Source organism: Qipengyuania sp. (assembly GCF_048550555.1).
Taxonomy (GTDB): Bacteria; Pseudomonadota; Alphaproteobacteria; order Sphingomonadales; family Sphingomonadaceae; genus Qipengyuania.
Window position 1 is genome coordinate 18,457 of the sequence record NZ_JBLYYF010000041.1, and the last position, 18,266, is coordinate 36,722.

At 64.6% G+C, this 18,266-nt stretch carries 17 protein-coding genes; 7 read left to right on the forward strand and 10 right to left on the reverse strand.

Features of this window, described 5'->3' with window-relative positions:
• Positions 1–5: 5 nt before the first annotated feature.
• The 4 genes from bchH to bchF are packed head-to-tail and all read right to left on the reverse strand — an operon-like array spanning position 6 to position 6,885.
• On the reverse strand, positions 6–3,545 hold the full coding sequence (bchH, locus tag ACN4E0_RS11120) for a magnesium chelatase subunit H (protein ID WP_419567834.1): 3,540 nt from the start codon (positions 3,543–3,545) through the stop codon (positions 6–8).
• On the reverse strand, positions 3,535–5,073 hold the full coding sequence (bchB, locus tag ACN4E0_RS11125; protein WP_419567836.1) for a ferredoxin:protochlorophyllide reductase (ATP-dependent) subunit B: 1,539 nt from the start codon (positions 5,071–5,073) through the stop codon (positions 3,535–3,537). Before bchB ends, bchH begins: the two co-directional genes overlap by 11 nt.
• A gap of 4 nt (positions 5,074–5,077) precedes the next feature.
• The gene (locus ACN4E0_RS11130) at positions 5,078–6,358 is read right to left on the reverse strand and encodes a ferredoxin:protochlorophyllide reductase (ATP-dependent) subunit N (RefSeq protein ID WP_419567838.1); all 1,281 of its coding nucleotides are present in this window, start codon (positions 6,356–6,358) and stop codon (positions 5,078–5,080) included.
• A complete protein-coding gene (gene bchF / locus ACN4E0_RS11135) occupies positions 6,355–6,885 on the reverse strand; it encodes a 2-vinyl bacteriochlorophyllide hydratase (protein WP_419567840.1) in 531 nt (176 codons plus the stop codon). Before bchF ends, ACN4E0_RS11130 begins: the two co-directional genes overlap by 4 nt.
• 211 nt (positions 6,886–7,096) lie before the next feature.
• Between bchF and ACN4E0_RS11140 the strand changes: the two genes are divergently transcribed.
• The 7 genes from ACN4E0_RS11140 to ACN4E0_RS11170 all read left to right on the forward strand — a co-directional run bounded on the left by ACN4E0_RS11140 (position 7,097) and on the right by ACN4E0_RS11170 (position 13,650).
• On the forward strand, positions 7,097–7,978 hold the full coding sequence (locus tag ACN4E0_RS11140; RefSeq protein ID WP_419567842.1) for a cobalamin B12-binding domain-containing protein: 882 nt from the start codon (positions 7,097–7,099) through the stop codon (positions 7,976–7,978).
• 72 nt (positions 7,979–8,050) lie between these two features.
• Positions 8,051–9,415, forward strand: a complete 1,365-nt coding sequence (gene ppsR, locus ACN4E0_RS11145) for a transcriptional regulator PpsR (protein WP_419567844.1) — start codon at positions 8,051–8,053, stop codon at positions 9,413–9,415.
• 66 nt (positions 9,416–9,481) lie between these two features.
• Positions 9,482–10,384 carry a chlorophyll synthase ChlG gene (gene chlG, locus ACN4E0_RS11150; RefSeq protein WP_419567846.1) on the forward strand — a complete coding sequence of 301 codons (903 nt, stop codon included), beginning with the start codon at positions 9,482–9,484 and terminating at the stop codon, positions 10,382–10,384.
• Positions 10,384–11,706, forward strand: coding sequence for a BCD family MFS transporter (locus ACN4E0_RS11155; protein WP_419567848.1), 1,323 nt, complete (start codon positions 10,384–10,386; stop codon positions 11,704–11,706). The genes chlG and ACN4E0_RS11155 overlap by 1 nt, the downstream gene beginning before the upstream one ends.
• A complete protein-coding gene (locus ACN4E0_RS11160; protein ID WP_419567850.1) occupies positions 11,703–12,899 on the forward strand; it encodes a geranylgeranyl diphosphate reductase in 1,197 nt (398 codons plus the stop codon). Before ACN4E0_RS11155 ends, ACN4E0_RS11160 begins: the two co-directional genes overlap by 4 nt.
• Positions 12,896–13,378, forward strand: coding sequence for a TspO/MBR family protein (locus ACN4E0_RS11165; RefSeq protein WP_419567852.1), 483 nt, complete (start codon positions 12,896–12,898; stop codon positions 13,376–13,378). The genes ACN4E0_RS11160 and ACN4E0_RS11165 overlap by 4 nt, the downstream gene beginning before the upstream one ends.
• An 8-nt stretch (positions 13,379–13,386) precedes the next feature.
• Positions 13,387–13,650, forward strand: a complete 264-nt coding sequence (locus ACN4E0_RS11170; RefSeq protein ID WP_419567854.1) for a hypothetical protein — start codon at positions 13,387–13,389, stop codon at positions 13,648–13,650.
• A gap of 25 nt (positions 13,651–13,675) precedes the next feature.
• Here the strand turns inward: ACN4E0_RS11170 and pufC are convergent, their stop codons facing one another.
• The 6 genes from pufC to bchZ form a co-directional block, all read right to left on the reverse strand.
• Complete coding sequence (pufC, locus tag ACN4E0_RS11175) at positions 13,676–14,740, reverse strand: photosynthetic reaction center cytochrome PufC (protein ID WP_419567856.1); 1,065 nt, start codon at positions 14,738–14,740, stop codon at positions 13,676–13,678.
• Positions 14,737–15,711, reverse strand: coding sequence for a photosynthetic reaction center subunit M (gene pufM, locus ACN4E0_RS11180; protein ID WP_419567858.1), 975 nt, complete (start codon positions 15,709–15,711; stop codon positions 14,737–14,739). Before pufM ends, pufC begins: the two co-directional genes overlap by 4 nt.
• Before the next feature lie 13 nt (positions 15,712–15,724).
• Entirely contained in the window at positions 15,725–16,549 is an 825-nt protein-coding gene (gene pufL / locus ACN4E0_RS11185; RefSeq protein ID WP_419567860.1) for a photosynthetic reaction center subunit L, read from the reverse strand.
• A gap of 102 nt (positions 16,550–16,651) precedes the next feature.
• Positions 16,652–16,837, reverse strand: coding sequence for a light-harvesting antenna LH1, alpha subunit (gene pufA / locus ACN4E0_RS11190; protein ID WP_419567862.1), 186 nt, complete (start codon positions 16,835–16,837; stop codon positions 16,652–16,654).
• A 68-nt stretch (positions 16,838–16,905) separates the two neighbouring features.
• Entirely contained in the window at positions 16,906–17,061 is a 156-nt protein-coding gene (gene pufB / locus ACN4E0_RS11195; RefSeq protein WP_419567864.1) for a light-harvesting antenna LH1, beta subunit, read from the reverse strand.
• A gap of 136 nt (positions 17,062–17,197) precedes the next feature.
• Positions 17,198–18,266, reverse strand: a 1,069-nt coding sequence (gene bchZ / locus ACN4E0_RS11200) for a chlorophyllide a reductase subunit Z (protein WP_419567865.1), incomplete at its 5' end; no start/stop codon positions are given.

The following is an 18,266-nucleotide window of genomic DNA, read 5'->3' on the forward strand; positions in this document are numbered from 1 at the left end:
CTCCTTCATTCCGCCGCGATCACGCCTTCGAGGCGGTCTTCGAGTTCGTCGCTGGCCATCCGCAGCGCATCGAGGGTTTCGTCGTCGGGCTCCCACAACCGCCGTTCGCATGCTTCGAGCAGGCGGTTGGCGACGCGCGCCGAGCTGCTGGGGTTGAGTTGCGAGAGCCGCTTGCGCATCTCCGCGTCGAGCACGAAGGTTTCGCTGATGCGCTGGTAGACCCAGGGCGCGACCTGGCCCGTGGTGGCCGACCAGCCCATGGTATTGGTCACGTGACCTTCGATATGGCGAACGCCTTCGTAGCCATGCTTGAGCATGCCTTCGAACCACTTGGGATTGAGCGTCCGGCTGCGCGTTTCGAGATCGATCTGCTCGGCCAGTGTGCGGACCTTGGCCGGTCCCTGCGTGGCATCGAGAATATAGACCGGCGCGTCCGCTCCCTTCGCCCGCGCGACCGAGCGGCTGACCCCACCGAGACCGTCGACATACTGGTCGAGGTCGGTGATCCCGACTTCGACGCTTTCGAGGTTCTGGTAAGTGAATTCCACATCCGCCAGCGCGCTGCGGAGCAGGTCGCGCTGCTGTTTCGGCTCGCCCCGCACGCCATAGGCGTAGCCCTTGTGCGTTTCGAAGGCGTTGGCCAGTTCGTCCGGATCGGCCCACACGCCGCCTTCGATCAGCAGATTGACGTTGGCGCCGTAAGCCCCTTCCGCATTGGAGAAAACGCGCAGGGCAGCCGTTTCGAGATCGCAGCCATGCGCCGCCTGGTGCGCCAGGCTGTGCTTGCGGACGAAGTTCCGATCGAGCGGCTCGTCCGCCTGCGACGCGAGCAGCGCGGCCTCGGCGAGCATCCGGCTCTGCAGCGGCAAGAGGTCACGGAAGATGCCCGAAAGGGTCATCACCACGTCGATCCGCGGGCGGCTCAGTTCCGCGAGTGGGATGAGTTCCGCCCCGGCGAGCCTGCCGTAGCCGTCCAGCCGCGGGCGCGCCCCGATCAGCGTCAGCGCCTGCGCGATCTGCACGCCTTCGCTCTTCATGTTGTCGGTGCCCCACAGCACCATGGCCAGGCTCTCGGGGAACGGTTGTCCGGTCGCCACGTGCCGCGCGATCAGCCCCTCGGCCTGCGCCTTGCCCTGCTCGCAGGCGAAGCGGCTGGGGATGCGGAAGGGATCGAATCCGTGGATGTTGCGGCCGGTCGGCAGCACGTCGGGATTGGCCAGGATATCGCCGCCCGGGGCGGGCTTCACATAGCCGCCGTCGAGCGCGTGGATCACCGCACCGAGCTCGTCGCAGGCATCGAGCGCCGCAGAGAGTGCATCGCGATTCGCCTCGGGATCGTTCTCGACCATCGCGTCGAGCAGTTCGGCGCGCTGTTCGCCGGCCGGGGGTTGCCCGAGTACGTGCAGGCCGTGCGGGATAAGGGTCCGCTCGAGCTCGTAGAGCCGCACGGCGAGATCGGAAATGTCGCCGCGCTCGATATCGAGCACTTCACACTCTTCGGTGATGATCGCTTCGAGCAGCGAGCGTTCATCGCCCTGGTTTGCGGCACGCCAGCGTTCGACATTGGCCTTGAGGTCGGCGAAACCCGTGTACAGGCCGGCCTGCGCCAGCGGAGGGGTGAGATAGCTGACCAGCGTGGCGCCAGAGCGCCGTTTGGCGAGAATGCCCTCGGAGGGGTTGTTCGAGGCGTAGAGGTAGTAGTTCGGCAGGTCGCCGAGCAGTCGCTCGGGCCAACAATCGCCGGTCAGCCCGGTCTGCTTGCCCGGCATGAATTCGAGTGCGCCGTGGGTGCCGAAATGAAGCACGGCGTGTGCGCCGAAGTCTTCGCGAATCCAGCGGTAGAACGCGGCGAAGGCATGGGTCGGGGCGAAATCGCCTTCGAACAGTAGCCGCATCGGATCGCCCTCGTAGCCGAACGCGGGCTGGATGCCGACGAACACATTGCCGAATTGCGCTCCGAGAACGTGAATGCTCGACCCATCGCACTGGACCTTGCCCGGTGCCGGTCCCCACTGCGCTTCGATGGCGGCGAGGTTGGGTTCGCGGCGGACGTGGTCGTCGGCAGCGACGCGCGCAACGACGTTGGCCTCGGCGCCGAAACGGTCGGAATTGCCTTCGAGGACTGCTGCGCGAAGCGCGTCGACCGTATCGGGGACATCGACCGAGTAGCCTTCGGCCGCCAATCGCTGGAGCGTCGCATGGAGCGATTCCCACACGGCGAGATGCGCCGCGGTCCCGGTCGCGCCGGAATTGGGCGGGAAGTTGAAGATTGCGAGGGCGAGCTTGCGCTCGGCACGCTCAGAGCGACGGAGCGCGATCAGCTTTGCAACCTTGGCTGCCAGCGCTGCACTGCGCTCCACATCGCATTGCATGGCCCGGACACGGCCTTCGCCATTGCCGCTACGCCCTCCGAATACGCTGGGACAGATCGCGCCATCGAGTTCGGGCAGGGCCACCATCATGGTCGTTTCCAGCGGGAGCAGGCCCTGCCGCCGCTCGCGCCAATCATCCAGCGTCTGGAACTCGATGGCGTGGGCGGCGAGATAGGGGATATCGAGCCCCGCCAGGGTCTCGACCGCTGCATCGGTATCGGAATAGGCCGGGCCGCCCACCAGCGAAAACCCGGTGAGATTGACCACCGCATCCACCGTCGGCTTGCCATTGCGGCCGAAGAACTTCTCGATCGCCGGCCGGGAATCGAGGCCGCTGGCAAAGGCTGGAACGACCTTGAGCCCGGCAGCTTCCATTGCGGCAATTACGCCATCGTAATGGGCGCTGTCGTTGCCCAGCAGATAGGAGCGCAGCAGCAGCAGCCCGACGGTGCCCTTGGCCCCCGGCTTGCGCTGCAGCAGGCGAAGGCTTTCCGAAATCTTCTGGTCCGACCGGGGATGATAGACGCCCACGTCAGGGTATTCGATCGGTGGCGCTGCGGGGGTCATGCCCCGACGGGTCAGGCGGTCGCCCGCAGCGTAGCGGTCGACCAGCGCGCGAACCATGCCGATGACGTTCGCCTCGCTGCCCGAGAGCCAGTATTGCAGCGTAAGGAAATAGGCGCGTACGTCCTGCGCGGTCCCGGGGATGAACCGCAGAATCTTGGGAAGGCGGCGGAGCATCTTCATCTGGCCCGCGCCCGAGCTCGCCCCCTGCTGCTTCGAGCCGCGCAGGCGCTTGAGCAGGGCGAGTGGCCCTTTGGCGGGGGCGTCCATGCGATAGTTGCCGAGCCGCGTGAGCTTGACGATCTCTCCGGCCGACATCAGGCCGAGCATGGCATCGCATTGTTCGCGGCGGGCCTCTAGCGCTGGAAGGATCGCGCGGACATGATCGTCGAGGAACAGCATCGTCGCGATGACGATGTCCGCGTGGGCAACTGCCTCCTTGGCGCGATCGAGGGACGCAGCATCGCGGTCCCAGTCCGCCGCCGCGTGGAGCGAGAGGTGGATGTTGTCGGGCCCCAGCACGGCATCCGCGCGGTCTACCGCGCCCCGGAGGTGGTGGTCGAGCGTCACGATCGCGACGCGCACCGGCGGGGTGAAGTTACCGGGCATAATGCGCCTTGGCATCGTAGAGGGTGGCGAGATCGATCGGCGCGCGTCCCTGTTCGGCAGCGAACAGTTCGGTGTTGCGCCGGGCCTTGCCGCGAACGAAGAAAGGGATCTTCTTGAGCTCGCGCTCGGCCTCGTCCGTCCAGAGCGAGCCGGGTTCGGGATCGTTGGCCGCGACCGGTTCAACAAGGGGGACCGTTTTCGCGCCGTGTGCGGCGAGGTGCGATGCACCCGCTCCGTCCGAGAATTCGAAATCCTCGCGGAACATGGTCAGCAGGTGCTCTTCAAGCCCCATCACCAGCGGATGGACCCAGCTGTCGAAGATCACATTGGCGCCTTCGAAGCCCATCTGCGGCGAGTGGCGCGCCGGGAAGTCCTGCACATGCACCGGGGCCGAGATGACCGCGCAGGGGAAGCCCAGTCGCTTGGCGATATGCCGTTCCATCTGCGTGCCGAGCACCAGTTCGGGCGAGGTCGCGGCGATCGCCTCTTCGACCGCGAGATGGTCGTCGGTGATCAGCGGCTCGACACCATATCTGGCTGCGGCAGTGCGCAACTCGCGGGCGAATTCGCGATTGTAGCAGCCGAGCCCGCAGACCTCGAAGCCGAGTTCCTCGCTGGCGATCCGCGCGGCGGCGACCGCGTGAGTCGCATCGCCGAAAATGAAGACCCGCTTGCCGGTGAGGTAGGTGGAATCGACCGAGCGGCTCCACCACGGCATGCGCGAGCTGTCGTCGCCCAGCGTGCTTGCCGGATCAACACCTGCGAGAGCGGCGATCTCGGCGATGAACTCGCGCGTCGCGCCGACTCCGATCGGGACGGTGCGAACGACCGGCTGGCCGAATGTCCTTTCCAGCCAGCGCGCCGCTTCCTCGCCAATTTCGGGATAGAGCACGATGTTGAAGTCGGCAGCGCCGAGTTGGGCAAGGTCTGCCGGAGTGGCGCCGAGCGGCGCGACGCAATTCACCTCGACGCCGAGAGTGTCGAGAATCCGGCGCACCTCGACCACATCGTCGCGGTGACGGAAGCCGAGTGCTGTGGGGCCGAGGATATTGGCCAGCTTGCGCGCACCCCCACGCGGTTTCAGGGACGGGTCGGCCAGAGTGCGAACCAACTGGTAGAAGCTTTCCGCAGCGCCCCAGTTCTCCTTGCGCTGGTAGCTGGGCAGTTCGAGCGGGATGACCGGACAGTCCAGTTCCATGGCTTCCGTCAGGCCTGCCGGATCGTCCTGGATCAGTTCGGCGGTGCAGCTTGCCCCGACCATCAGGGCCTGCGGCTTGAACCGGTCGATGGCTTCGCGCGCCGCATCCTGAAACAGTTGAGCGGTATCCTTGCCAAGATCGCGCGCCTGGAAGGTGGTGTAGGTGACCGGTGGCCGCTTGCCGCGCCGCTCGATCATCGTGAACAGCAGGTCGGCATAGGTGTCGCCCTGCGGCGCGTGGAGGACGTAGTGCAGCCCTTCCATCGCCGTAGCCACGCGCATCGCCCCTACGTGCGGCGGGCCTTCGTATGTCCAGACGGATAGCTGCATGCGCCTATACCCTCAGCACGTCGCGGCGGCGCAGTGGCCGCGCGAAGAGTTCGGCAAGGTCGCCTGCCTGTTCGAACCCGTGGATCGGGGAGAAGACCAACTCGATCGCCCACTTCGTGGTGAAGCCCTCCGCCTCGAGCGGGTTGGCGAGGCCGAGGCCGCACACCGTCAGGTCAGGCCGGTCGGCGCGCACGCGGTCGAGCTGGCGATCAACGTGCTGCCCTTCGCTGAGCCGCGTATCCGGCGGCAACAGGGCCAGTTCGCGCGCATTGATCTGCCGGTTGAGATAGGGCGTGCCGACCTCGACCAGATCCATGCCGAGCTCGGCGCCGAGAAAGCGTGCCAGCGGCACTTCCAGCTGGGAATCGGGCAGGAAGCTGATCCGCTTGCCCTCCAGTCTTTTGCGACTGTGGGCAATTGCGCGCTTCGCCCGCTCGCGACCCGGCGCGATGGCGCGGTTGAACTGCATCTCGTCGACGCCGAATGCCTTGGCGGCGGCGTGGAGCCAGTCGGTCGTCCCCTCGGCCCCGAAAGGGAAGAGCGCCTCGAGCCGCGTCGCGCCGCGGTCGTCCAGCGCCCGCGCGGTTTCGGTCAGGAACGGCTGCGCGAGGAGGTAGCGGGTGGCCGGTCCGACGGCCGGCAGGTCCGCCGCATTGCGGGCCGGCAGGACCCCGACCCGCGCGATACCCAGCTCGGCAAAGAGCCTGAGGAACTGATCCTCGACGATATCGGGGAGGGTTCCCACGACGAGCAATTCGGGCTTCTGATCCGCTGGCTGCGACGGCATCTCGGGGACCAAGGCGGCAAGGCAGGCGTCCTCGCCTTCGGTGAAGGTGGTTTCGATCCCGCTCCCGGAATAGTTGAGGATGCGAAGCTGCGGTGCAAAGCGCGCTCCCAGTCGCTGTGCGGCCTTGGCGAGATCGAGCTTGATGACCTCGGACGGGCAGGAGCCGACAAGGAACAATGTGCGGATTTCCGGGCGACGCTCGAGCAGTCGGGTCACGACGCGGTCGAGTTCCTCTTGGCAGTCTGCCATGCCGGCAAGGTCGCGCTCTTCGATGATCGCGGTCGCGAAACGGGGCTCTGCGAAGATCATCACGCCGGCGGCGCTCTGCAGCAGGTGGGCGCAGGTGCGTGAACCGACCACCAGGAAAAAGGCGTCCTGCATTTTGCGATGCAACCAGACGATGCCGGTGAGACCGCAGAAGACTTCGCGCTGTCCGCGCTCGCGCAGGATAGGGGCGCATTCGGCTCCGGCGACGGGGATGGGCGTGACGTGGTTCATGTCGCCACCGCCAAACCGCTCGCCGCCTGCAGCCTCGCTGCCCGCAGTTTGAGCAGGAACTGCCCGGCATTGACCAGATAGGTCGCATAGGCCGCCAGCGCGAGTACCATGCGTTGCCCGACCGTGCCGACCTCGCCGAACAGCATGACGAGATAGGCCGAGTGCAGGGCCAGGACGAGCATCGAGAAAACGTCTTCCCAGAAGAACGGGCGCGCAAACAACCAACGGTCGAAGACGTCCTTTTCCCAGATCGAGCCGGTAATCATGATCGTGTAGAGCGCCAGCGTCTTCACTACGATCGATGAGTCGGCGGCCACCGCGCCCGAGCCGGTTGCGAGATACCGCAGAACCAGACCGAGGCTCACCAGGAACACCAGGAATTGGAGCGGGGCGAGGATGCCTTGCACGATAGTCCAAGGGGACTCGTCGCGGCGCTTGCGCTCTTCACTGGTGTAGAGCGCCTGACCCTGTTTCCCTCTACCGGGGCTTTCCTCTCCGGCTGAGGGATGATGCCCATCCCCTGCCATTGCTAGCGTCTCACCTTCGCTGAACCGATCTGCAGACTAGGCTTCAATCAGCCAGAGTGTCAATCAATCTTGACGACAAGATAAATTTACAGCGTTTCGTTTGCAGATTTCCCTGCATGACATTACGGTGTTCGTGTCCGCAGAATTCGACTCGGAAAAGTGTCGATCCGGACTGACGCGATCCGCGCCGTTTCCAGACTGGGAGAGCTGGATGGCCAAGGGCATTGCTAATAGCGGAGCTGGGCTGAGGGCTACCAGCTTTCCTACCGCTTCGATGAACGTGCTCCATTCCTATTCGGGAGCAAGCCTGTGCAAGATGGTCGAGGGAGATATCATCCCGCGATTGTTGCTGGCCCACAGAGGCAACAGACGCGTCGTCGCCGCCCGTTTGGAGTCTGAAGGCGACGGCGCTGCGACCCTTACCACGGATGAAATCGAGCGATTTTCCGACTTGCCTTTGCAACTGGAGGCAAGCGATCTCCTCGACAAGATCGAACAATATCTCGCCCGCGGGATAAGCGCCGAGCGAATATTCGTCGATCTTTTGGCAAGTTCGGCACGGAAGCTGGGCGAGTTGTGGGAACAGGACGAATGCGATTTCGTCGATGTAACCATGGGTTTGTGGCGGCTCCAGGAAGTCATGCGCATCGTCGCGATGCGCTCGCCAAATATAGTTCGTCCCTTGGAGGCTCCACCATCTGCGCTTTTCGCGCCGATGCCGGGCGATCAGCACAGTTTCGGGGCGATCATGATCGAAGAGGTCTTTTCGCGCGCAGGTTGGGAGAGCGAGGTTCTCTTCGAGCCTAAGTCTCTGGAAATCATCAATTTCGTGTCCCAGAGAAGCTTTGATGTCGTGGGATTGACGGTCACCAATGATTGCCCTAGCGGCGATATTGCCGAACTTGTGGCGGCAATTCGGTCCGTTTCACGCAACCCCGCGGTCCGAATTATTGTCGGGGGCAGAGTGATCAAGGCCGAACCATCCCTATGCTATGTGGTTGGCGCGGACGGCACTGCATCCGACGCAGTCTCGGCCCTGGAAATGGCCGAGCGAATGGTCGCCGAAGGGCGACCGGTGTTGGGGCTGGTCTGATCGCCGGAGGAGCTCTTGCTCACTCGCAAGCACAGTATTGAGGGCAAGTCCCCTTTCGGCGATGCCGCCACGATGCTGGGGGCCGTCGACCTCGAATCCATGACACGTATCGCGATGGTGGCCGGGGACATCACCCTGGTGCTCGACGATGCGGGTCGAATTCTCGACGCGTCGGCGAACCCGGCAGAGTTTCCGGGCTTTTCCGACTGGATCGGTACCGACTGGCTCGACACGGTGACTATCGAAAGTCGGCCGAAGATCATGGAGATGCTGGCCGGCGCTCGCAATGAGCAGACGCAGCATTGGCGCCAGATCAACCACATCGGTGAGGATGGAGGTTTTCCGGTCCGCTATGTGGTGGTGCCGACGGGTGAACCCAACCGCCATATCGCCTTCGGCCGTGACCTGCGGGAAACCGCATCGGTGCAGCAACGCTTGCTGCAGGCCCAGCAATCGCTCGAGCGAGACTATATGCGGATGCGGCGCATCGAGGCGCGGTACCGCATGCTGTTCGACCTCTCGTCGGAAGCGGTCATCATCGCCGCCGCCTCCGGTTTCCGGATCAAGGAAGCCAACCGCGCAGCCTATCGGCTGATTGGCGCGCAGCCAGGCAGCCTTGAAGGTTCCAAACTGATCGCGCAGTTCGACCGGGGATCGCGCGAGCAGGTCATCGCCTACCTTGGTTCGGCACTGACCAACCAGTCGCTGGGGCCTTTCGCCGCGCAATTGCGGGACGAAAGCGGGCCGGTCTCGATCCAGGCCGCCGGTTTTCGGCAGCAGGGCGAGCAGTTCATCATGCTTCGCATCGGGCGCGAAGGCGCGTCGGCCAGCGGCGAACGCAACGTTACGCTCGACGTCATCGAATCCATGCCTGACGGCTTCGTCCTTGCCGACGAGGCGCGCGCGATCGTCTATGCCAACATAGCCTTCGTCGAGCTTGTCGGTGCGGCCAGCCTCGAACAGATCCGCGGGCGTCCCCTCGACGAGTTCGTTGGGCGTCCTGGTATCGATCTCGACCTGGTGGACGGCCAGCTGGCAAAGCACGGCTCGGCCCGAAATGCCGCCACGGTCATCGGTGCGGCCGGGACCATTCCGGGCGAGCCGGTCGAGTTGTCGGCAGTCCGCACGACCGGGCCCAGCCCGCACACCGGATATGTCATCCGGCAGATCGGCCGGCGGCTGCGCGACCTCCAGCCGCTGCTGACGGACAAGCCGCGCTCGGTGGAGCAGCTGACCGAACTCGTCGGACGCATGTCGCTCAAGGACATCGTTCGCGAGAGCACCGATTTGATCGAGCGCCTGTGTATCGAAGCAGCGCTTTCCTATACCTCCGACAACCGCGCGTCGGCTGCCGAAATCCTCGGGCTCAGCCGTCAGAGCCTCTATTCCAAGCTGCATCGTTACAGCCTCGGAAACCTGCAAGGCGATCCCGAATAAGCCGACTCTACAACCTGCGTGTCAAAACTAATTGACGCTCAATTGTGTCAGGCATAGCCTGTTGCCATGCGCAGCTCGGCCACTTCGATCGATTACTCCAGACCCCCGGCTCCGCGCGACATTCTCGAACTGCTGAAGCCGATCACATGGTTTCCGCCGATGTGGGCCTTCATGTGCGGCGTCGTTTCATCGGGTGTGGCGATCGGAGGGCGCTGGCCGTTCCTGATTGCCGGAATCGCGCTTACCGGTCCGCTGGTGTGCGGCACCAGCCAGGCGGTGAACGACTGGTACGACCGGCACGTCGACGCGATCAACCAGCCCGAACGGCCGATCCCGTCGGGCCGGATTGCCGGGCATTGGGGTTTGCGGATCGCGCTTGTCGGCACCGCGCTGTCGCTGGGCGTCGCCTGGCTCGTCGGACGGTGGGTCATTGCAGCGACGATAGTCGGCCTGCTCTGCGCCTGGGCCTACAGCGCCCCGCCGTGGCGTGCAAAGGTCAGCGGCTGGTGGGGGCCGGCCCTTGTCGCCTTCACCTACGAAGGTCTCACTTGGTTCACCGGCGCATCGGTCATGGCGGGCAGCCTGCCGCGTTCGGAAATCCTCGCAATTCTCCTGCTCTACAGCCTCGGTGCACACGGCATCATGACGCTGAACGACTTCAAGGCGGTAAGAGGCGATCGCGCGACCGGGGTCCGATCCCTGCCTGTCGTGCTCGGCGTCGGTAAGGCGTCGAAATTGGCTTGTGCGGTCATGAGTCTCAGCCAGGCAGTGGTTGTATTCCTCCTCTTTCAGTGGGGCCTCGTCCTGTCCTCGCTTGCCGTCGGGCTGCTGCTGCTCGCGCAGGTCGCGCTCATGGTGCAGCTCGTCCGCGATCCGATCGGGAAGGCCCCTTGGTACGCGGCACGCGGGGTCACGCTCTACGTGCTCGGCATGCTTGCGGCCGCGCTTGGCCTTGGAGGGTATGTGTAATGTCCGACAGCACCACAAAGGGATTCGGCTGGCTCGACATCATCCGGCTCGGCCTCGTGCAGGCCTCGATCGGCGCCATCGTGATGCTCGGCACCTCGTTGCTCAATCGGTTGATGGTCGTCGAATATGGCCTTGCTGCCGCGATTCCTGCCGGGCTCGTGGCTTGGCACTACGCCGTCCAACTGTCCCGACCCGTGTGGGGGCAGGGGTCGGACAGGGGCCGCCGGAGGACGCCGTGGATCCACTTCGGCATGGCAGTCCTTGGCCTTGGCGCGCTCGTCGCGGTCGATGCCACGGTCCTGATCGACAGCAATCGGACCCTCGCCATCGTCATGGGCGTTCTCGGCTTCACAATGATCGGTGCAGGCGTCGGAGCGGCGGGGACTTCGCTTCTCGCCCTTCTCGCCTCGGGCGTCGCCCCTGCACGGCGCGCGGCTGCTGCGGCGGTGACATGGATCATGATGGTCGCGGGTATCATTGTGGCTGCAGGTACGGCGGGCGCATTGCTCGATCCCTTTTCTCCGCGGCGTCTCGCACTCGTGGCGAGCGGCGTGGTAGGAGTGGCACTGCTGGTGACCATCCTCGCGCTCCTGCGCGTCGAGCGGCGTGCGCTTGCGCCGGTTGCGGACAAAGACAAGGGAAGCGTGCTGGACATTCGCGAGGCCTTGCGGGAAATTCTCGGCGAGCCGTCTGCTCGACGCTTCACGCTCTTCATCTTCGTGTCGATGCTGGCCTATTCGATGCAGGACCTGATCCTCGAGCCTTTCGCCGGTCTCGTCTTCGCCATGACACCGGGGGAATCGACCCAGCTGTCGGGCATGCAGCATGGCGGCGTCCTCGCCGGCATGGTCGTGGCGGGGATCGGGGGCAGCGCCTTTGCCGGCAGGATGCCGGGCGAGTTACGGAGCTGGATAGCATTTGGCTGCCTGGGATCGGCGCTTTCGCTGGTAGGTCTCGCCCTTGGCGCGCGGACCGGCCTTGGCTGGCCGCTCGTCCCCAACGTCTTCCTCCTCGGTTTCTTCAACGGTGTTTTCGCCGTCGCGGCCATCGGGGCCATGATGGGGCTGGCCGGCGAGGGCGAGCGCACGAGGGAGGGCGTCCGCATGGGCGTCTGGGGCGCAGCGCAGGCGATCGCCTTCGGGCTGGGCGGACTGGTCGGAGCTCTCGGCGTGGATTTCACGCGTCGGGCAGTGGCGCAGGACGCGGCGGCCTTCGAACTGATCTTCTGCCTGGAAGGCGGCCTGTTCATCGCGGCCGCCTGGCTCTCGTTCAAGGTCTCGAACTCCCGTCAGGCAAGTGGGGTGGAGATCGCGCAGTCATGAGAGAAGAGATCTACGACGCGGTTGTGGTTGGCGGCGGTCCTGCCGGCGCGACGGCTGCCTGCGATCTCGCATCGGCGGGCTACAAGATCCTGCTGCTCGACCGGGAGGGACGCATCAAGCCTTGCGGAGGCGCGGTTCCACCGCGTTTGCTTGAGGACTTTGCCATCCCCCACGAGCTGCTGGTCGCGCGTGCACGGTCCGCCAGGATGATCGCCCCGTCCAACCGCAAGGTCGACATGCCGGTCGGCGAGATCGGCTTTGTCGGCATGGTCGATCGCGATGAATTCGACGAATGGCTGCGTCGGCGTGCTGCCGATGCCGGCGCAGAGCGGCGCAAGGGTACTTTCCTGGAGATCGAGCGCGACGACGGTGCCGGGCCTCTCGTCTGCTACCGCGGCAAGCGAAACGGCGCCGTCTGCAAGGTCCGCGCACGCGTGGTCATCGGGGCCGATGGTGCGCGCTCGGTAGTGGCGCGGGCGGAAATTGCCGGGGGCGGGCGCAATCCCTGTGTCTTCGCCTATCACGAAGTGATCCGTTCGCCGGAAAGCACGGCAGAAGGCTTCGATGGCGACCGCTGCGATGTCTTCTACCAGGGGAAACTGTCGCCGGATTTCTACGCCTGGGTCTTCCCGCATGGCGAAACCGCGAGCATCGGTGTGGGCAGCGCCAACAAGGGTTTCTCGCTGCGGGGTGCGGTGCAGGAAATGCGCTACGATCTCGGTCTCGAGGGATGCGAGACGGTGCGGTGCGAGGGGGCACCCATTCCGCTGAAGCCGCTCAAGCGCTGGGAGAATGGCCGCGACGTGATCGTTGCGGGCGATGCTGCCGGTGTCGTCGCCCCCGCTTCGGGCGAAGGTATCTATTATGCGATGACCGGAGGGCGCATCGTGGCCGAAGCGGCGGCGGAATTCCTCGTCACGGGCAAGCCAAAGGCTCTGGCGCAGGCGCGCAAACGCTTCATGCGTGAGCACGGCAAGGTTTTCTGGATCCTCGGGATGATGCAGCACTTCTGGTATTCGAGTGACAAGCGGCGCGAACGCTTCGTCGACATGTGCGCCGACAAGGACGTTCAGCAGCTGACCTGGGAGGCTTACATGAACAAGCGGCTCGTCCGCGCAAAACCGATGGCGCATTTGCGAATTTTCCTGAAGGACACCGCCCATCTCTTGGGATTGAGGCCGATAGCGCAATGAACTCTAGCTGGATCATGCCCGTCGCCATCGCATTGGTGGCGGCGCTGGGAGTGGCATTCATCGGCGGAACGATCACCGACCTCGGCCCCTGGTACGAAGGCTTGGCAAAGCCAGACTGGACGCCCGCCCGCCCGGTCTTTCCCATCGCATGGACGCTCATTTTCACGCTCGCTGCCGTTGCCGGCGTAACCGCCTGGCGGGCGGCGCCGAATGCGCGCTCGGCGGATACGGTGATCGGCCTGTTTGCCCTCAATGGGTTCCTCAATATCGGGTGGAGCCTGATCTTCTTCCGCATGCAGCGACCGGACTGGGCCTTCGTCGAGCTCGCCGCCCTGTGGCTCTCGATCCTCGTACTGATCATCTATTGCGGGCGCCTTTCGCGGCTCGCGGGCCTGTTGCTGGTCCCCTACATCGTCTGGGTGACGGTGGCCGGGGCGCTCAACTGGCAGGTTGTCCAGCTGAACGCGCCGTTTGGCTGAAAGCGCGGATGGCCGAACTCTTTGCCAGCGGCCACGCGGTCGACATCGTCCTCCTCGTTCTCGCCATCGAGGCGATCTGGCTTTCGCGGCGCGGCTGGCCTTGGAGTGACATCGCTACGACGCTGCTCCCCGCAGCGCTCATCCTCCTGGGGACGCGCGCGGCGTTGGTGGGCGCTTCGTGGATATGGATCGCCACGCCTTTGGCGCTGTCCTTTCCAGTGCACCTTGCGGATCTGAAGCGACGCGGAGGATCGCGCCGGGACCCTTCCTAGGCAGGTCCCGGCTCGAATCCTGAGATCAGGGCGCCTCGTCCGACGGGGCCTCGTCCGCCGCCTGAGCCGTGGTCACTGGCGGCGTAGCCACCGCCGACATCCACAATGCGGGATAGTCCTTGGCCATCGGATATCCGCCCAGCGGCTTGTTCTGGCCCCGATGGCAAGTGTTGCAATTGGCCTTGAACGGATCGCCCATTTCGCCCTTGCGGTTGTCGGGCAGGACGTCGGTGAGGGGAGCGATGTAGTTGTGGTTGATGGCCCGCACCATGTTCAGCCCGTACCACGCGGTCTTGCGCGGCGGGTTGCTGGTGGACCAGCTCTGGAATGATTGCGCATTGTGGCAGTAGGTGCAGTTCACGCCCAGCGACTGGGTGATGTGCATCATCATCGCATAGGTCTGTTCGGCCTCCATCACGCTAGTGGTGTTGGCCGGGCTCGGGAACCTGCCCTTGGACACCACGCGCGCCACTTGGGGCTCGTCGCCACCCAGCAGGTAGCGGGCAACCGCCGCATTCGGCAGCGAGGAATAGGCCGAATTCGATACCGGGTCATTCTGGCCATGCTTGTTGCGAGCAATGCTTCCGCGCGTGCTGTCTGCCGGAAGTGTCCAGTGCTCGGACGGCACGGCCTCGCCGCGGTGGCAGGTCCAGCAGGTGACGCCCGTCTGTCCGACGTGGTCGGCCCAACTGCCATTGATGTCGCGGGTCATCCGCAGCATCTGGCGCGCTACCACCTTGGTATATTTCTCATCCGAAGCCATGTTTTCCGGATTGTGGCAGTAGTTGCAGCCTTCGGCCGGTGAGACCCACGCCGTAATCGCGGCCATCGTGTAGTTGAACTGCTCGTCCGAAATGCCGCCCAGGACCTGCAGATTCTCGTAGATCCCGCCGGCAGGCGCACCATCGGTGCCGGGCGGATCATAGGGCGGGGCAGGCACGTCGTCGGCTGCGGCGGACGCTTTCACCATCACCGTGTCCATGCCGGTTCCGCGGTAGCCGTTCTGGTAGCTTTCCTTGGGCGCCAGTTCACAGCCGGCGAGGGCAACCGTCACGACGACGGATGCCGCGAGAACGATCAGGTGCCTCATTGTCCGACACTCCCCAGTCCTGCGGGATCGACCACACCGCCATCCGGATAGGACGGGGCGTAGTAGTGCTGCTGTGCCCAAAGGTACCAATTATCGACGACCGTGCCGGTCAGCAGGATGCCGATGCCGCCGGTCAGTGTGGTCAACACGGCGAACCACCAGGCCCAGCGATGGATCGATTCCATCGTGGCATTGAAACCCATCGTCCAGCGCCAGAACAGCGCCGCCCTTTCGGATGCCGTGCCGCGATCGGTGATCTGCTCGATCTCGCGCTCACCGCCATAGCGGCCCACCGCGAGGATCGTCGCGCCATGCATCGCGAAGAGCAGCGTCGAACCGTAGAGGAATGCGATCGAGAGGCAGTGGAACGGGTTGTAGAAGAGATTGCCGTAGCGGATCGAGAAGGCCGCGGTCCAATCGAGGTGCGGGAATATGCCGAAGGGCACGCTTTCCGCCCAGCTTCCCATGAAGAACGGCCGGATGAAGCCGAGCACGAGGAACAGCCAGATCGCCGAGAGGAAGGCCCAGGCGACGTGCGTTCCCATTCCTAGCGCGCGGGCCCGGCGATAGTTCCTCACCCACCACAGGAGCACCGAGGTGGTCAAGCAGAAGCCGGCGATGATCCACCATCCGCCCTCGGCCAGCGGCACGAAAGGCGAGAAGCCGTAGCTTGGACCCGGGGGTTCGAGCGCGAGCCAGGGCAGTTGGCGGACGAACTGGATCGGGTCCCAGCCCACCGAAGCAAGCATGTTGAGACCGACGATTTCGAACCAGACGAAACCGAAGATCAGCGAGGCCACCCCGGTCCAACCGAGATAGATCGGGCCGATCTGTGCCTGCCCGATCCGGCCGAACAAATGGTTGAATGAGGTGCCGGCGAGCCGCGGCTCGTCGCCGACCGGAAGGGCGATGCCCATTTCGGGGGCGGTGCGCAGTTGCACCTGGGTAAAGATGTTCTGGTAGCGAGCCATCGTCGTTTCCCCCTCAGGACCAGATCGGCAGGTTGAGCCACCACGTCCACCATTCGGGCCAGCCCTTGGTCCACAATGGGCCGCTGATGATGATGCAGACCGCGCTCCAGAACCCGGCGTTGAGTGCGAGGAGCAGACCGAGCCGGTGGATGCCCAGAGTGCCGATCGAATAGCCGATCAGGTCGCGGAAGAAGGTGTCTTCATATTCGGGGCTCTTCACTTCCTGGCCGGCCGGCGGATTGACCGCCGAGAGCACCAGCGCACCGTGCAGTGCGAGGGCGAGCGTGGTCGTAAAGAAGAACGACACGGCCAGCATATGCGCCGGGTTGTAGTGGAAGTGGAGGTACTGGTAGCCGGTGTTCGAAACCCAGTCCAAATGGCTGAAGATCCCGTAGGGAAAGCCGAAATGCCACCCGCCCAGAAGGACGGGCCGGATCACCACCAGCGAGAAATAGGCGAAAATGGCAAAGCCGAAGGCGATCGGGACGTGATATCCCATGCCCAGCTTGCGGCAGATTTCCACCTCGCGAAGCGCCCAGGAAATGAAGGATATGAGCGCGCAGACGGTTATGACCTGCCAGAACCCGCCTTCGTTGAGCGGCGCGAACGCCAGTCCGTAACTGAGGTCGGGGGGTGCGATCGAGATGAGCCAGGGATTCCAGGTCGGACCTTGTGATGCGGCGTAGAAGATGAGCGTGGTCCCGAGCGACGCGAAGATCGCCGTGACGACACCGAAGAAGCCGACGTAGAAGGGCCCCACCCAGAAGTCGAACAGGTCGCCTCCAAGCAATGTGCCACCGCGCACGCGATATTTTCGCTCGAAGCTCAAGAGAGCCATAGCCCTATCCTCCCCCGCCGCCAGGCAGCGGGCTCAAGTTGACCAACCACGCACCTCGGGAGGCGGCCGCTTGCGGGCAGCCGCCCCTCGCACGATCCGCCGTCAGGTGGCCGCCGGTGCCGCTGCGACGGCGGTGGCGCGACCTTGGGCCGAATTCGGGCCGTCGAGCCAGTTGAAGGTGTCCGTGCTCAGCAGGATGAAGTGAATCACCAGCGCCAGCACGAAAAGGAAGATGAACAGGGCGACGAGTGCCCTGCGCGGATCGAAAATAAGCCACAGTCTCCACATGGTGGTCTGTCCTTCTATGAGATTGACCGGATCCGCGACGCCGGGCGGCGCGGACGGGGATTATCGGCTCAGAGCCAGGGCTTCCACATCCAGACCAGGAAGTGTGCGACCACCGCCACGGCGGTGAAGCCGATGAAGCTGCCCATAAAGAGCTTGTGGAATTCCTTGGCTTCCTCGGGGGTTAGGTAGGTCCTAAGCCCGAGACGATCGTCGGGATCACTCATAGCCTTCTCTCCAGTTCTGCGTGTTGTGCGAGAGACAAACTTGCCTCCTTCGGTATCCGCGCGAGAGGGCTGGCCTCCGCAGGGATGGCTTCGCTCGACCCAGGACGATCCTGGTCGGCAATTCGGTTCGACCGGCTCATGACGCCGTGCCTTCGAGCAAGGCGTCGGCCAGCCGTTCGGCGGTGACGCGACTTTCGCCAGCACGGTGGGCGCCGCGTTCGGCGGCGTCGCGTAGGCGTTTCGCGGCAGAGATGCGGATCAGCACCGGCTGGGCATCGACGAGCTGGTCGAGCTTGGCCTTTGCCTCCTCGTCCCATTCGAGCTCGTCGCGCGCCGGCGTCGGATCGATCTCATCGAGCTGCATGCCAAGAGGCAGGATGTGGAAGAGCGCATCGAACAGCGCGTTGCACACTTCCTGGATGAGATAAGTGGCCCCGGAATAGCCCATGAAGGGCGTGCCGGTGTGGCGGCGGATGGCCGCGCCGGGGAAGCTCGCCGGGATATAGACCCCGCGCGCGCCGCACTCGGCCATGTACATGCGCTCGTTGTAGCTGCCGAACACGACCAGTGGCGGGTTGGCGTGGATCGCCTCGCGCACCGCGGCATTGTCGGGCTTCACCCCGGCGCTGCGCGAAAAGGCGAAGCTGCATGGCAGGCCCATGTCCTCTTCGAGGAACTTGCGGATGCCGCGGGCATAGGTTTCGTTCGCGACGATGCCGAAGCTGGCGGTACCGAAGAAATCCTGCGTTACCGACCGCCACAGATCCCATAACGGCTTGATCGTGGTGTGCTTCTCGCGCGTGATGAAGGGTTCGGGATCGAGCCCCAGTTCCTCGCCCAGCGCACGGAGGAATTTGGTCGTGCTGTCGAGCCCCACGGGGGCCTGGAAATAGGGCCGCTCCATCAGCTCGCACAGATTGCGTCCGTATTCGCGATAGAGGCAGACATTGGCCTGCGCGTCGGCCAGCCGCCGCACGTCGGCCAGATGGCTGCCGAGCGGGAAGACCATGCCGACCTCAGCGCCGATCCCTTCGACCAGGCGCCGGATTTCCGCGAGGTCGCTGGCCATGTTGAACATGCCGTAGGCCGGGCCGATGATATTGACCTTGGGCTTCTCGCCCTCCTTCAGCTGCTTGCGCTCGGGCACCTTCTTGGGTCCGAACTCGGTCCACAGCCAGCTCAGCGCGCGGTCGGCGCTCTGCCAC

Excerpts from the sequence above, each read along its gene's own strand:
- ACN4E0_RS11160 (WP_419567850.1), top strand. The coding sequence starts at position 11,703 with ATGAGAGAAGAGATCTACGACGCGGTTGTGGTTGGCGGCGGTCCTGCC.
- bchB (WP_419567836.1), bottom strand. The coding sequence starts at position 5,073 with ATGCAGCTATCCGTCTGGACATACGAAGGCCCGCCGCACGTAGGGGCG.
- ACN4E0_RS11140 (WP_419567842.1), top strand. The coding sequence starts at position 7,097 with ATGGCCAAGGGCATTGCTAATAGCGGAGCTGGGCTGAGGGCTACCAGC.
- ACN4E0_RS11130 (WP_419567838.1), bottom strand. The coding sequence starts at position 6,358 with ATGAACCACGTCACGCCCATCCCCGTCGCCGGAGCCGAATGCGCCCCT.
- bchH (WP_419567834.1), bottom strand. The coding sequence starts at position 3,545 with ATGCCCGGTAACTTCACCCCGCCGGTGCGCGTCGCGATCGTGACGCTC.
- bchF (WP_419567840.1), bottom strand. The coding sequence starts at position 6,885 with ATGGCAGGGGATGGGCATCATCCCTCAGCCGGAGAGGAAAGCCCCGGT.
- chlG (WP_419567846.1), top strand. The coding sequence starts at position 9,482 with ATGCGCAGCTCGGCCACTTCGATCGATTACTCCAGACCCCCGGCTCCG.
- ACN4E0_RS11155 (WP_419567848.1), top strand. The coding sequence starts at position 10,384 with ATGTCCGACAGCACCACAAAGGGATTCGGCTGGCTCGACATCATCCGG.
- ACN4E0_RS11165 (WP_419567852.1), top strand. The coding sequence starts at position 12,896 with ATGAACTCTAGCTGGATCATGCCCGTCGCCATCGCATTGGTGGCGGCG.
- ppsR (WP_419567844.1), top strand. The coding sequence starts at position 8,051 with ATGCTGGGGGCCGTCGACCTCGAATCCATGACACGTATCGCGATGGTG.
- pufC (WP_419567856.1), bottom strand. The coding sequence starts at position 14,740 with ATGAGGCACCTGATCGTTCTCGCGGCATCCGTCGTCGTGACGGTTGCC.
- pufL (WP_419567860.1), bottom strand. The coding sequence starts at position 16,549 with ATGGCTCTCTTGAGCTTCGAGCGAAAATATCGCGTGCGCGGTGGCACA.
- pufM (WP_419567858.1), bottom strand. The coding sequence starts at position 15,711 with ATGGCTCGCTACCAGAACATCTTTACCCAGGTGCAACTGCGCACCGCC.
- ACN4E0_RS11170 (WP_419567854.1), top strand. The coding sequence starts at position 13,387 with ATGGCCGAACTCTTTGCCAGCGGCCACGCGGTCGACATCGTCCTCCTC.
- pufA (WP_419567862.1), bottom strand. The coding sequence starts at position 16,837 with ATGTGGAGACTGTGGCTTATTTTCGATCCGCGCAGGGCACTCGTCGCC.
- pufB (WP_419567864.1), bottom strand. The coding sequence starts at position 17,061 with ATGAGTGATCCCGACGATCGTCTCGGGCTTAGGACCTACCTAACCCCC.